Origin of the sequence: Clostridium neuense (assembly GCF_045310695.1) — a bacterium.
GTDB classification, from domain to species: Bacteria; Bacillota; Clostridia; order Clostridiales; family Clostridiaceae; genus Clostridium_S; species Clostridium_S neuense.
In genome coordinates, this window is record NZ_JBJIAA010000001.1 from 366,649 (window position 1) to 382,044 (window position 15,396).

Annotated in this window: 8 protein-coding genes and 1 other annotated feature; of the genes, 3 read left to right on the top strand and 5 right to left on the bottom strand. The window is 31.4% G+C overall.

What is annotated here, in order from left to right:
* The first annotated feature begins 109 nt into the window (after nt 1-109).
* On the top strand, nt 110-808 hold the full coding sequence (locus tag ACJDT4_RS01585) for an HD-GYP domain-containing protein (protein ID WP_406785775.1): 699 nt from the start codon (nt 110-112) through the stop codon (nt 806-808).
* A gap of 84 nt (nt 809-892) precedes the next feature.
* Here the strand turns inward: ACJDT4_RS01585 and ACJDT4_RS01590 are convergent, their stop codons facing one another.
* The 3 genes from ACJDT4_RS01590 to ACJDT4_RS01600 form a co-directional block, all read right to left on the bottom strand.
* Nucleotides 893-1,900, bottom strand: coding sequence for a LacI family DNA-binding transcriptional regulator (locus ACJDT4_RS01590; protein ID WP_406785776.1), 1,008 nt, complete (start codon nt 1,898-1,900; stop codon nt 893-895).
* A gap of 224 nt (nt 1,901-2,124) precedes the next feature.
* Entirely contained in the window at nt 2,125-5,229 is a 3,105-nt protein-coding gene (ileS, locus tag ACJDT4_RS01595; RefSeq protein WP_406785777.1) for an isoleucine--tRNA ligase, read from the bottom strand.
* Nucleotides 5,230-5,279: 50 nt separating this feature from the next.
* Nucleotides 5,280-5,497: a binding site (T-box leader), on the bottom strand.
* A gap of 207 nt (nt 5,498-5,704) precedes the next feature.
* Nucleotides 5,705-7,645, bottom strand: a complete 1,941-nt coding sequence (locus ACJDT4_RS01600; RefSeq protein WP_406785778.1) for a transglutaminase domain-containing protein — start codon at nt 7,643-7,645, stop codon at nt 5,705-5,707.
* 271 nt (nt 7,646-7,916) lie between these two features.
* On the opposite strand from ACJDT4_RS01600, the gene ACJDT4_RS01605 reads away from it, so the two are divergent.
* Entirely contained in the window at nt 7,917-8,948 is a 1,032-nt protein-coding gene (locus ACJDT4_RS01605) for a DUF5050 domain-containing protein (protein WP_406785779.1), read from the top strand.
* 22 nt (nt 8,949-8,970) lie between these two features.
* Nucleotides 8,971-9,804 (top strand): polysaccharide deacetylase family protein, encoded by an 834-nt coding sequence (locus ACJDT4_RS01610; RefSeq protein ID WP_406785780.1) that lies wholly within the window; start codon nt 8,971-8,973, stop codon nt 9,802-9,804.
* 131 nt (nt 9,805-9,935) lie between these two features.
* Here the strand turns inward: ACJDT4_RS01610 and ACJDT4_RS01615 are convergent, their stop codons facing one another.
* Complete coding sequence (locus ACJDT4_RS01615; protein WP_406785781.1) at nt 9,936-13,805, bottom strand: DUF5050 domain-containing protein; 3,870 nt, start codon at nt 13,803-13,805, stop codon at nt 9,936-9,938.
* Between the two features lie 38 nt (nt 13,806-13,843).
* On the bottom strand, nt 13,844-15,385 hold the full coding sequence (locus ACJDT4_RS01620; protein WP_406785782.1) for a leucine-rich repeat domain-containing protein: 1,542 nt from the start codon (nt 15,383-15,385) through the stop codon (nt 13,844-13,846).
* Nucleotides 15,386-15,396: the final 11 nt, after the last annotated feature.

Here is a 15,396-nt window from a genome sequence, read left to right on the forward strand (position 1 = left end):
GTGCACCATAATGCCCATAAGACAGCATTTTGGTACAAATAAATTTCAAGCTTCAGGGTGGCTTATCTTTAGATGCTACTTATGATCTGAATTAAGGAGGTTTTAATTTATGTTTCTAGAACCCATTACACTACAACTAATACTTCCTCTTTTGGCTATATTATTTGCAATTTATACATATAATAAAAGTAAAACAAAATATGATGATCTTTTACATATGGTAAATTGTCTTATAAATACTATTGAAGCAAAATCTCCCGTAACCTATATGCACACAGAAAGAGTTTGCATTTATGCTCTTAAACTTGGTAAAGCACTTAATCTTTCAAAAAAGGACATGCTAATTTTAAAGGAAGCTGCACTTTTACATGATATAGGCAAGCTTGGAATTCCAGATAAGATTTTGGAAAAACCAGATAGGCTTACAGACAGCGAATTTGAAGTAATAAAAAATCATCCTCGAAAAGGATATAATATTATAAAGTCAATTGAAAACTTAAAACCTGTGGCTGAACTAGTTCTTTGTCATCACGAAAAATATGATGGAAGTGGCTATCCTAATAAACTTTCCGGAGATGCTATTCCCTATCTTGCCAAAATAATAACAATTGCAGACTCCTTCGATGTGATGACCTCCAGACGTCCCTATAAAGATCCTAGTTCTATTGAAATTGCCATTTCTGAATTAGAAAAATGTAAGTGGACACAATTTGATGGAAATATGGTAGACGTTTTTATAAAGGTTCTAAAGACAGATAAAGATATACAAAATGTCATGAACCGCAGTTTTCCTTCAAATATAGATTAGATAAAAAAAGATGATTTTCTCAATTTTAAATAAGAAAATCATCTTTTTATAATTTATAAGGACTCAGCAAAAACACCAGTAACCTTACTTTTTACAAGAATCTCTTTCTATCAATGTATGCGGAAGAACATATTTTTTCTGATCGAGTTCTTTTTTGTTTATTATTTTTATTAACATTCTCATTCCAACGGAACCCATATCGTAAGTAGGCTGCTCTATAGTTGTAAGCTTTGGATAGAAAATTGAAGAAGTATATATGTTATCGAATCCAACGACATCAACATCTTCTGGAACCTTTATATTATTTTCTCTTAAAGCATTGATAGCTCCCATTGCTATTTCATCTCCAGCACAGAAAACAGCATCAAATTTTGCTTTTTTTAATATAGCTGAAATACCATCACTTCCGTCTATAGCTTTAAGTCCTCCAAATTGTACTAAATCCTCATCAAATTCTAAGCCATTTTCTTCTAAGGCTTTTTTATATCCATAAAATCTTATTGCACTGGCATTAGCCATCTTAGGATTTACTCCTATATACGCAATTTTTTTATTTCCTTTTTTTATAAGATATTCAACTGCTTCATATGCAGCTTTTTCATTATCTATAGTTACACTGCAAAATTCAGTTTCTGTTCCTTCTTTTTCACTAGTTTCTACTAGAACTGTAGGTAATTTTAAGTTTTGAAGTAAAGATATTATTTCAGGTGCAAGTGAACTACTCATATATATAACACCATCGACCATTTTTTCCTTTAATACCCTTATATATTCTTTTTCCTTTTCCATATCCAAATCCGTGTTACATAGTATAACATTGTAGTTATATATGTTAGATACGTCTTCAGCTCCTCTTACAATCTCAGGATAAAATTGGCTTGATATGTCTGGTATTACTATACCAATTGTTCTTGTTTTTTGAGTTTTTAAGCTTCTAGCAACTATATTAGGCCTATAATCTAATTTCTTTATTGCATCCATTACTTTCTTTTTAGTTTCTTCATTTACAACGTCTACATCATTCAATACCCTTGAAACCGTGGCTATTGATACTCCCGCTTCTTTAGCAACATCTTTAATAGAGGCAGCCATTATTAATCAACTCCTATATTTCAATTTTACACAATATGTAATTACAAATATATCTAATTATAGCTATTATACTATTTTTTATACCATATTTCTTAATAAATTGCAAACCTTTTAATACTTACAAATGCATATAATAGGGAAACAATACAAAATATGATTTATATAAGATATTTTAACCATAGTACTGTTTCCCTATTCTTAACTATATGATGTTTTAAATTAATTTATTTTCTTTCAACAAAAACATTTAATTTTTCACCATTTATAGAACATTCTGTATATGCCTTTTCAGCATCATAAACAACTTCTAATGCTAGTGTTTCCTTTTTAATGTTATCTTCAAATTTCTTTATAACATTTTCAAGCATTTCATTGCCTGCTACATATAAAGTAATCTTATCAGCAACCTCAAAACCGCTCTCTTTTCTCATATTTTGAACCTTACTTAGTATTTCTCTTACAAAGCCTTCTTCCTTAAGCTCTGGAGTTATAGTTGTTTCAAGCACTACTCCTATTTCTCCTTGACCCGCAAAAGCGAAGCCCGAAAGTCCACTCATAGTAACTAAAAGATTGCTGCTATTGAACTCTATTTCTGTTCCATTCACATCAGTTCTTACAGTTTCCCCATTGTTTACTTTCTGTGCAAGTTCCATTTGATTCATGGAAGCAAGCGTTTTTCTTATTACTGGAATTAGCTTTCCATAAGTCTTTCCAAGTACAGGTAAGTTAGGTTTTATTTCAAACTCAACATATTTTGAAAGATCTGCTCCAAATTGAACCTTTTTAACATTAAGCTCATCTTTTATGATATCTCCATAATAATCTGGAAGTGCTTTAGTACTTATAAGCATTTCTGATAATGGCTGTCTGTTCTTTATATTAGCTCCGTTCCTTGCACTTCTTCCAAGTTTAACAATGTTGTAAGCAAGTTCCATATGACCTTCTAATTCTTTATCAACAAGTTTTTCATTGTATTCTGGCCATTTGCAAAGATGAACGCTTTCCACAGCATCCTTATTGAGACTTACTACAAGGCTTTGATAAATTTCTTCAGTTACAAAAGGAGTAAATGGAGCCAATACCTTTGATAAGGTTACAAGAACATTGTATAGTGTTACATATGCTCCTATCTTATCATTTGTAAGCTCAGTAGTCCAATATCTTGCTCTATTTCTTCTTACATACCAATTTGAAAGTCTATCTACAAACTCTTCTATTGCAAGAGCAGCTTGAGTTATTCCATAGGTATCTAAATCATGACTTACTTCTTTTATTAAGCTATTAAGTTTAGAAATTATCCATTTATCCATTACATTTTCTGATACAAAGTCTTTATAGTTCTCAGGATTAAATTTATCAATTTCAGCATAAAGTACATAGAAAGAATATACGTTCCATAAAGTTCCAATAAACTTTCTCTGTGTTTCAGCTACATCCTCTTCTGAGAATCTTGTTGGAAGCCATGGTGCACTAGCTGTATAGAAATGCCATCTGCAAGCATCTCCGCCTTCATGCCCAAGTACTGTAAATGGATCTACAACATTTCCCTTATGCTTTGACATTTTAAGACCATTTTTATCAAGTACGTGGCCTAAAACTATGCAGTTCTCAAAGGAACTCTTATCAAAGATAGCAGTTGATATTGCAAGTAACGTATAGAACCATCCTCTTGTCTGATCAACAGCTTCTGAAATAAATTGTGCTGGATAAGTTTTATCAAACACTTCTTTATTTTCAAAAGGATAATGGTGTTGTGCAAAAGGCATTGATCCTGAATCAAACCAGCAATCTATAACCTCGCGCTGTCTTGTCATAGGTTTTCCGCATTTTGGACATTTTAATTTAACTTCATCAATATATGGCTTATGAAGTTCTATGCCATCTGGAACGTTAATTCCCTTTTCCTTCAACTCTTTAATACTTCCTATGCACTCTCTATGTCCGCATTCACATTCCCATATTGGAAGTGGAGTACCCCAATATCTGTCTCTGCTTATACCCCAGTCTATTACATTTTCAACGAACTTTCCAAATCTTCCTGTTCTTATGTTGTCTGGGTACCAGTGAATTTTATTGTTGTTTTCAACAAGTTTATCTCTAAGAGATGTCATTCTTACAAACCAGCTATCCTTTGGATAATACAAAAGTGGTGTATCACATCTCCAGCAATGTGGATATGAGTGAGTGAACTTTTCTGATTTATATAAAGTTCCATTTTCTTTCATATACTCAAGAATTTTCGGATCTGCTTTCTTTACAAATAAGCCCTTCCAAGGTTCTACCGCATCAACAAATTTACCCTCTGCATCAACTAAATTTACAAGTGGAAGACCATTTTTCTTTCCAAGAAGATTATCATCTTCACCATAAGCAGGTGCTATATGAACTATTCCAGTACCATCTGTAAGAGTTACAAAATCACCATGAACCACATAAAAGGCTTTTTCTTCTGGATGTGCGAACTTAAATAACTGTTCATATTCAACTCCAAGAAGTTTTTCACCCTTGAATTCGTCAACTATTTCGTATTCCCCTTCTAGTACGCTCAAAAGTTGCTTTGCAAGTATTAAATGATCTCCATTATTTATAACTTCAACATAGTCATATGCCTTGTTTACTGCTAAAGCTACATTACTTGGAAGTGTCCATGGTGTAGTTGTCCATGCTAATATATATTTATTTTCTTCGCCTTTTACTTTGAATTTAACAAAAGCTGTAGCTTCTCTTACATCTTTATATCCTTGCGCAACCTCATGTGATGAAAGAGCTGTTCCGCATCTTGGGCAATATGGAACAATTTTATGTCCTTTGTATAAAAGTCCTTTATCCCACATTTGTTTAAGTGCCCACCATACTGACTCTATATAATCATTATGATATGTTACGTAAGGATTATCCATGTCAACCCAAAATCCAAGCTTCTCAGACATATCCTTCCAAAGACTTACATAAGAAAATACACTTTCTTTACACTCTTTAACGAACTTTTCAACACCGTATTCTTCAATTTGAGGTTTTCCTGAAATTCCAAGCTTCTTTTCTATTTCGAGTTCTACAGGTAATCCGTGGGTATCCCAGCCTGCTTTTCTTAGAACTTTATACCCCCTCATAACTTTATATCTAGGAATAAGATCCTTCATTACCCTAGTCAAAACGTGACCTACATGTGGCTTTCCATTTGCTGTAGGAGGTCCATCATAAAAAGTAAAATATTCTCCATCTTGATTTAGTTCAAAGCTCTTTTTAACAATATCTTTTTCACTCCACATATTGAGGGTATCTTTTTCCATGTCGACAAATGATTTTTCTGCATCAACCTTCTTGTACATCAAAATAAACTCCCTTCTTTTCCATTTTTTTAAATAAAAAACTCCGTCCTCAATAGGACGAAGTTAAATTCGCTATACCACCTAAATAGTTTTAAATTTCGAGCACAATAATACTCTATTCTTTAACGCAGAATTACGAGAAAACTTACTGTAATTTCAGTCTCCAGCTCCCGGGGGATTTTTCCTAAAAACAATAGTACAGTTTCACACCACTCACTGCTCTCTTTAACTATTTACTTCTAGTACTTTGCCCGTTCTCAGCAATTAATAATTTTTTTAATTCAACTTGCATTATATTATAGTATTTAGAATTTGTCAAATACTTTTAAGTTTGCAGGCTTTCATACTATACTTTTAAGCGATAATTGTGCATATAGCGCTCTGTTAAAGAATTGTGTTGATATCATAATAAATCAATTAAATATCAACACATTACTTTAACAGAGCGCTATGCTGTTTCTCTTTTTATCTTCTCTTATTTATCTGCAACCTTAAATGGACACACAACTGCATTTTTCAAATTCTTGCCACCTGCAGATTTTAATGTATCATTATTAACAACAATATAATATACCCTTCCAGCTGCTAAGCTAGCACTTGGTGTAACTAGTACCGAGTTACTTGTAGCTTTAGCAATTGTGCTTGAAACCACGTTTCCATTTTCAGCATCAATTATTTGAACGTTAGAACTGTTTAACGTATTAAAATCAACATCACCTGAAAACTTAACTGTAAATGTCTTATTGGCATTCACATCCATAATAGTGCTTAATTCTGTTGCTGAAGTATATTTAGTTTTCCAAGGCTTGCTGTTTAATATGCTTTGCCAATCGTAAGTTGAAGCATTTGAATCCTTTGTAAAGTTTATATCCTTTGAAGTTTCAATTCCATTTGAATCAAAAGCCATCAAAGTAATAGTGTATTTTCCATCTTTTAAATTGCTAAGTGCAGGAATATTTTCTGAAAAAGTTCCATCCGAATTTAACTTGAATACCTTAACTCCACTATCCGTTACATCTCCTGAAGTTAAATCTAAATCGTCACCATTAGCATTTTCAAGGTCAACTGCTAAATAACTAATGCCATCCTTATCTGATGCACTTCCTGTTAAAGTTGAAGCAAGATCTTTACCTACATATCCATCCTTAAGGTTATTAACTGTTATTTGAGAATCTCTTTTTACTGAAATCACATCAGAATATGATGTTTTATCACCTATTGTAACCTTTATTTTATAATTTCCTTCTGGAACATAATAAGGAATAAAGTAATCTCCTGTATATTCATTTTGTGAGATAACCAATTGATCATTATCATCAAACATCACAAGATTGTCCATACCATTTGTTTTTGAAGCATCGCTGCCATCTTCTTTAACTAAGCTAAAGCCAACGCTTGTGTTATCCTTAATATATGAGGTTTGGACATCTATTACAGCATCTTTACCCAAGGTTACAGCGTCTATGCTAGGCTGCTGAAAAACAGAAGCATCAAATTTAGTAGTAGCAGCAGGATATTTAGTTCCATCCCAGTGATGATCACCATCTGCACCTATCTCACTGTCAGTCTTGTTAAAATAGTCATATTCTACTCTACCTTTTACATCTGGAACTGGATCATCGAAAGTACAATCTAAATGATACCAATTTCCATTTATTTTTACCATATTCCAAGCATGTCCAACTTCATTTTCTGAATTATCACTTACAACTATTCTTGCTTCAATATTAGAATCTGTAAGCATTCTATAAGCTAAAAGTGCATAACCCTCGCATACAGCAACATGTTTTGTAATTGCATTATAATCACTATAAGTAAGATTTACATCAGGTGCACTTTCATCATAAGCTACATTTAAAACTATGTAGTCATGTATTGCCTTTTCCTTCTGTAAATCACTCATGCCAGGCTTTATAATTTGAGATAAGATTTGTTTAACTTGAGTTTCTACATAGTCTACTTGATCCTTGCTTTCCACATAAGTATACTTTAATGATATGTTAAAATCACCATCATATCCACTACCAAGTCTATCATAACTATAAACGGATGTAGCTGTATAATCATCTACTGGAGGATTATTTAGCAAACCATCTATTTGATTTTTCAATACATCTACATTATCACCGTATGAATATGTTATATGCAAATTAATATCAGTAATTCTATTTTGAAGTATATATGCAATCTTGCTTTTTAAATCATTATAAGATGACACTTCAAAATTGCTAGTTGAATACTTTGTTACTTTAGATACGCGATTTAATTTATAGCCAATGCCTGTCCCTTTTTTCTCTGAAAGTACTTGATAATTACTATTAGTTCCGGTATATGCTAAAACACTACCAGGAAAGTTCATTATAAATGCTAATACAGCAATTATAACAATGAGCTTTTTGCTTTTTAACCTTTTCATATATATACCCATCCTTTTTAAATAATATTTTCCTTAATACTAAATTTATGCATATATCATATCAAATCAAGTAATTTTTTTCAATATATTTTATTATAATTAAAACATGCATTTAAAATAGTATTGAAATATTTTTCGTTTCTATAAGTTATCTATATTATTTATATCGTTTAATTTATAAATTTATGAACTAAGTTAATTTAGTTTTTTACTTCTATACAATAAGTGATAAAATATATAATTGATTACGAAACTTTCAGGAGGTGAAAAAATGAAAAAATTTATAGCGGCATTGCTATCTATTGGCCTTGTCTTAATTACAGGCTGCCAAAATTCTTCGTCAAAACCCAAAGTAATAACCACTAAAAGAGCAAATACCAAAAATGTATCTATAAATAACAACCAAAAAAATAACGAATATTACCTAAACTTTAAAAAAGCTTCTTATGGAAATGGAAATTCCATTGCTAACATTGCAAATTACGGTATAACTACTGAGGATAGCAGTTACATATACTACGGACTCACATCTGGAAATACCGGAATATACAAAATGGATTACTCTGGAAATAATAAAACCAAAATAGTTTCAGATGCAGCTTACTATTTAAACTTAGATAATGATTGGATATATTATAGAAACATATCCGATAATGGAAAACTATATAAAATAAAGAAGGATGGCACTCAAAAAACTAAGATTTCAGATGATCAAGTTTTTTATGTTAACCTTTCAGGCGACTTTCTTTATTATCAAAATGAAGGTGATGGAAGAAAAACCTATAGAATAAAAAAAGATGGCACAGGACGACAGAAATTAAATGATGCTTATTCTTCTTACCTCGCCGTTGTTGATGATTGGATTTATTACGAAAACGAAAGCGATGGAAATACCTTGTATAAGATGAGAAAAGACGGTTCACAGAATACGAGGCTAAACAACGATAAAACTGTCTATATAAATATACAGGATGAATGGATTTACTATACAAACGATTCAGACAATAGTTCACTTTATAAAATAAAAACCGATGGTTCAGGAAGAACTAAAATAAATGGAGATGCTTCTCATTTTTTAAGCTTAAATGGAGACTATCTTTATTCCAGTGCTGAAAACAGAAATTTCTTCTACAGAATAAAAATAGATGGTTCAGAAAAAAAAGTTCTTGGAGCAGACAATTCTTATAAAGCAACAAGTATGAACATAATAAACAACTTGATATTTTATGAAGATACAACTAACAACACAATTGTAGACTATACAATGAATCTAGATGGTTCAAATAGAACTAAATTACAATGAATAAAAAAGAGGAGAAACATTAATGAAAAGGAAAAAATTTTTTAAGTTAACACCCTTATTAATTGCAGTAACCTTTGCATGTTCAACTTTACTTACAGCATGCACACTTACAAAACCAACGCAAAAAACAACCAAAACAAAAACCACAGTAGCAAAAAAAGAAAAGCCACTACCAAAAGATCCTAATCCAACTAATATACCGGTACTTATGTATCACTCAATAGCTTATGAAAAAGGAAATGACTTAAGGATACCTCAAAAAATATTTAGAGAGCAAATGGACATTATAAAACATGATGGATTTACTCCAATAACCTTAGATGAGCTTTATTCTCACTTTAACGATGAGGTTAAGCTTCCGCCAAAACCAATTGTAATAACCCTTGATGATGGCTATAAAGACAATTATGAAAATGCACTGCCTGTTCTTAAGGAATTTGGATTTAAAGCTACAGTATTTGTTATAACCTGTCAGACCGATGACAGTACAGATTATATGACATCAAAACAGCTTAAGGAAATGCAAGCTAATGGAATAGATATTGAATGTCACACAGTGACGCATCCTCATTTAAAAGACCTAAGCTATGATAAGCAGCTTGTAGAATTAAGAGATTCAAAGGCAAAGCTTGAAAAAATGCTCAATAAAAAAATAAACTATATAGCATATCCTTATGGAAGCTACAACGATGATACAGTAAAATTAGTTCAAAACCTTGGATACAAGATGGCATTTACAACCAATGAAGGTCAAGCAAATAAAACTCAAGGAATGTTTACACTAGATAGAATGTATATAAGTAACGCAAATGATGTAGCCTATTTCCAAAGGCAAATAAACGGTGAAATAAAATAAAAAAGGCGGTTAATAGCTTTGTGCATAAACAAACTATTAACTGCCTTTTTATAAATCTACGTTTTAATGAGCATTTATAAAGAAGTGCCACGAAACTAATTTAAAGTAGTTTCACAGCCTTCTTTTTTTATTTAAGTGCTTGATCCTCCACCATTACTCTTATTAGTAACAGTTACATATTTAACACTAACATTACCTGCTGCATCTACTGCTGCTATGGTTACCACATAATCGGTTCCCTGAGGTAAACTAGCTACACTAACTTGGTAAGTACCTCCATCAAGAAGAGCTTGAGGAGGGAAAATGCTTGTATACCTTGTTACATCACTGGCAGCTACTTGACCATAAAGTAGATATATTTTTCCAGGAATTGAAGTATTCTTATCTCCACCATCACTAAACAAATCATTGTAAGTAATCTGAATTTTATCTGCACCATTAGTAGAAGCACTGTTATAATTTGCTCCTGTATTATCAGCACTAGGTACAGTCATGTTAATTGTAGGTGCTGAAAAATCTGGTATTATAGATTGACCAAGTTTTCTTGCTCCAACATTATTCATTATATACATATTATACTCTGTTCCAGGAGTTAGTCCTATCGTAGAAGCATTAAAGTCATTTGGCTGATTCTGAACTCTTATTATGTTGTTCTTACCACCAAAAATTTTATTATTATAGAAATCATCCAAACAATCCTTATCTGTTTGAGTATAACCATATTGTTTTGCAAGATAACCATCAACGCCCTTGAAGTTGCTTGGTACAAACCAAACTTCTTCTCCACTAGAAACTGGCTGATCAAGAGATATTGTTGCATCCTTGCTTACCACAACCTGAGTAGTATTTCTAGGGTTAGTGGTGTTAGGTGCTGTTATCTTACGCTGTACAGGAGTATCTTCATAAGTAGCTTCTTCTGTTGCTGGAGAAACTGATGCTATATCTGCTGTAACAACAGGTCTGCTTCCATTTGGATCAGCAGTTACAAATATATCATTCTGATGATTACTATCACTTAAATCATAGTGTCTTGCTATATAAATCGAGTAATATCCACCAAGTAAATTATGTGTCAAACTATCCTGAGTAACCGTAGAATCAAGTGACTTATTACTAACTCTTGTTCCAGATGAATCAACGGATATCTGCTGACTTTTTCCATCTACCTTTATAGCATTAGAACTAGTCATATCTAGTGTAGTATTAGATGGTACTATATACATTTGATTATAACCATTTGATGGCTCATAAACATTTGAAATTCCAGTAGCATTAGTAATATCGGTAGTATCCCAATGAGCTTCGTTCCAATTATAAATTGTAAAATCACGACCATCAACACCTGGATAAACCATATCAGTATCACGAGCATCAAAATCTGCTTTATTAGTATCATCATCCATGTCTGAACCAGTTGGTTTAGTTATAGTTGGCTGCTGCATTTGGAGAATCTTTGTAGTGTTACTTTCATACTTTCCATTTCTTTGAATAGTAACATATATAGCATCACCATATGCATAAATATCACTTACTGGAATCTTAACTTTTCCATTCTTACCAATAACGCCATCACTATCTTTACTAATTTGAGTCGTTTTATTTTCATCTGCATATACTCTTATAATATCTTTATATTTTGCTTGCACTTCGCGCTCGGTTGGTGTTGCTGCTGCATCTGGACTAATAGAAACATAATCATTTCCACCTGGATTATGTGTAATGTTTATATCATTTGTACCATTAAGCATCTGTGAAGGTATTATAAGTTTTAAATTTACAGTTTTAGTGTAACCCAAGATAGTTCCTGTATAATACCAAATACCGCCACTGAAGGTCTTATTTGCCTTATCCCAGTTTACAGTAAGCTCTTGCTGCTTATTATCGCTCATAACTGCTGTAACCTTCTCTGGAAGATACTTATCCTCAAGCCATTCAATAGTTTGATTTACATCCTGGTATTCAACAACCTTTGTTATGTCATTAACTTTAACAATGCTAGTATCAGGAGTTGTCTTACCTACAGGTACAGGTATATCTCCTCCAGTAGTATCAATAGGCAAAGTATATTCAATATTACTTGTCGAATCTATATAAAGTTTATTGCCTGCTACCATAACATAATATATAGGGAAATTAGTAAGCTTATATTTTTCACCACTGCCATCATTTTTAACCTTATAAAGCGTTTTATTGTCATTCTTATTACTGTAATATATCCAATCTCCACTTACATTAATGCTAAAGGTTTGATCAGCATTTGAATTATCTGCTTGTCCACCAAGATCAACTGGAGTACTGTTTCCATCTGTTCCTATTTTCATTATTTCACCAGTTTTTGAACAATAATAAATTTCATCATCCACAACCTGTGGACATTCTGACCATTCATCATTTACCTTTGTTCTAAAGTTTCCATCTGTATCTATCTTGTAAATCTTATGATCATCTGAATTATTAACATAATAAACCCAATTATTAGATACATTTATATATGCAACCTCATCATAAGGAACTGTTTGTGAACTATTTATTGTATCAATAGGTAATCCATGTGTACCTGCTGGATCTATTTTATACGTAGATGGATCCGGCTGTACATCATCCTTTGTACTTGCTCCAGCAGAAACTCCTATTCTATATAGTCTTCCCTGCTCTGAGTGATTACTATAATATATCCAGTCTCCATTTACAACAAGATAAGCTGCAGAATCATCACATACTTTTTCTCTTCTTGTACCATCTGTTTTTATTCTGTATATCTTTTGATTATCAGAATAGTTACTGTAGTATATCCATCCATTTTGCTCATTCATATATTGAGCTTTATCGAGTCCAATTTGCTGATTATACTCACCAGTATCATCTGTTTTGTATATTGTATTATTATCACCTGAATTTAGATAATAAGTATAACCATCTTCACCATAAACAACTGAACCATTGTTATTACTATTACCAGTAGTATTACCATTTTGATTTGGCTCTACGGTAACTGGGAAAATAGTATTAGTAAGCCTTTGTGATACATTTACATAGGCATATCCCATCTCAGTTTGATTAGAAGATAAAATCAATATTTTCACTGTAGGCTGCATAGATACATAATTAGAAACATCCTGTCCAATTTTTCTTTTAATGTTAGTACCATCTATCTTATAGTAAGCAGCTCCAGAAACTGCATTTACACTGTTAACAGTAAGACTTACAGCCCCAGTTGTTGAAGGTGACACAACAGTTACATTAACTCCAGAGGTTTGGAGTATATAATATCCATATGAGCTATTCCATACATATGCATAATTATTTCCACCTGCATCTGTATAAACTATATTATCATCTATATACTTAAGAGAATGCAGTGAGCTCATACTTGAATAAGTTGTAAAACTATCTCCAAATAAATTTTGTACATTTTGATAATATGCATTTGTTGCATCTGGGATATAATAAACTTTTTTCGACGGATCTCCATTTACATCATTTGCCAAATCCGAATGTTGAAGTAAATAGCTTACAGAATAAGCTCTATTGCTGCCTATTATGACAATACCATTGAGTCCTGATGCATCACTAGAACCTCCGTTACCATAATCAGATGGATCTAGCTTTGTTTTTATGTTAAAATACATCCTTACATTACTTTTTAAATTCTTATAAGTGTTTGATGAATAAATACTAGAATTTATCACCATACAATATCTTTTTCCCAAATCATAATTTCTATTTGGTGTTATAACTAGTATTCTACTATCACTAGCATCCGTAGTTATAGTAACAGGAAAAACATTATTACTGTTATCATATACATAAACGCTATTTTGGGCAGAAAACCAGTTTACAGGATTGCTAAATCTTATTTTCCATACTTTTTTAGGCGACACATTATACTGTTCTTGATAATCATTGTACTGAACTGCCGCATGAACTGAATATGGCTTAAATACAAATAAAGTAGCAAAAATTGAAGCTGTTAAAATTAAGCCTCTTATAAATGCTTTCAATTAAAAATCCCCCCTTCATATTCTTATATTTAATTTTACTAAAAATCTTTATGTGATAAATTATTTAAATTAACAATCGGAGTAGTGTCAATATTACCATTACCGCTTATATACAAGGTATCTAAATTAATTAGATTAATCAAAGGATATATGTTAGTTATATGATTATTATCAAGTTTAAGCCTTTGAAGCTGAGTTAAATCTTCAAGTGGAGTAAGATCAACTATGTCATTATATTCGAGATTTAAATCAGTTAAATTATTTAATTGTGACAGTGGTTCCAAATTCCTAACTTTGTTATAGCTTAAATCTATAGTATTTATATGCTCAAGATTTTTAATTACCGATATGTCATTTATTAAATAGTTACCTGCAAGATTTAAATTTTGTAAAACATCCATATTTTTTATTCCACTTATGTCTTGTATACCATTTACGCTCAAATCTAAAGTCAGCATCTTATCCATATTCTCTAGTGCATTTATAACTTTTATGTTGTTATTACTTAAATTCAAATTTGTAAGATTTATAAGACTTGATAATGGAGAAATATCATAGCCACCAGCAGATGCTTTTTTATTATTGTTACTAAGATTCAACGTATCAAGATAAAAAAGATTATTAAGCGGTGATAAATCAGTTATATTGTTATTACTCAAATCAAGTTTTATAAGTCCAGGATCACTTCCAAGAGAACTAACATTTGTAATAGAATTACTGCTTAAATTTGCCTCTCTTAAATTAAGAGTTCCAAGTGAATATATATTTGATATTTTATTTCCACTTAAATCCACAGTATTTACATTTCTAAGATTACTTAAATGACTTATATCCGATATATTAGTCTTACTTAAATTTATGTTACTTATATAAAGATTTGAGAAGGTATCAAGTACAGAATTTATGTTACTTCCAATTGTATTCCCTGATAAATCAAGAGAATAAAATGAATCCAAACCATACAAATTATAAGCTAAACTTTGTATGTTCGATAAACTAGAAAAACTACTGTTATATATTTTAATTTTATTTAAGTTATGAAGCTTTTGAATATCATTAAAATTAATTTTTAGTGCTCCATAATTATCACTTATATCGAGTTCCGATATTTTATCAAGATCACTCTGCATAAGTGCATCTCCGGACTTTTTAGCTGCTTTTCTAATTGCTGCTTCTAAAGTACTGTCACCTATTTTAACCTGATAATCTTGATTTACTACAAAATAATTCATTGCATATTGTCCTAAATTAAGATTATCTCCATAAATTGATTTTATTCCAGATGATAAGTTAATATAGTATGTCTTTCCTAGTGAATAACCGCCATCTCCAGGCCTTATTCTTATGCTTGTTCCTTGATAAACATCCACATAAACTTTAACCTCGTTATTTTTTTCATCGAATACTTTTACATTTTTAGAAGTTACTGTATCAGGATCTATAGTTTTATTGACATTAATATACCAAGTTTTGTAGCAAGTGGATCCTCCAAGAAAATTAGCAGCATATACTTTGTCAGAAAAACAAAAACTTATTGCAAACAAAATCAAAAAGGAAAATACTAATTTTATATTTTTCATTTATTTCACCT

Excerpts from the sequence above, each read along its gene's own strand:
- ACJDT4_RS01585 (WP_406785775.1), top strand. The coding sequence starts at position 110 with ATGTTTCTAGAACCCATTACACTACAACTAATACTTCCTCTTTTGGCT.
- ACJDT4_RS01590 (WP_406785776.1), bottom strand. The coding sequence starts at position 1,900 with ATGGCTGCCTCTATTAAAGATGTTGCTAAAGAAGCGGGAGTATCAATA.
- ileS (WP_406785777.1), bottom strand. The coding sequence starts at position 5,229 with ATGTACAAGAAGGTTGATGCAGAAAAATCATTTGTCGACATGGAAAAA.
- ACJDT4_RS01600 (WP_406785778.1), bottom strand. The coding sequence starts at position 7,645 with ATGAAAAGGTTAAAAAGCAAAAAGCTCATTGTTATAATTGCTGTATTA.
- ACJDT4_RS01605 (WP_406785779.1), top strand. The coding sequence starts at position 7,917 with ATGAAAAAATTTATAGCGGCATTGCTATCTATTGGCCTTGTCTTAATT.
- ACJDT4_RS01610 (WP_406785780.1), top strand. The coding sequence starts at position 8,971 with ATGAAAAGGAAAAAATTTTTTAAGTTAACACCCTTATTAATTGCAGTA.
- ACJDT4_RS01620 (WP_406785782.1), bottom strand. The coding sequence starts at position 15,385 with ATGAAAAATATAAAATTAGTATTTTCCTTTTTGATTTTGTTTGCAATA.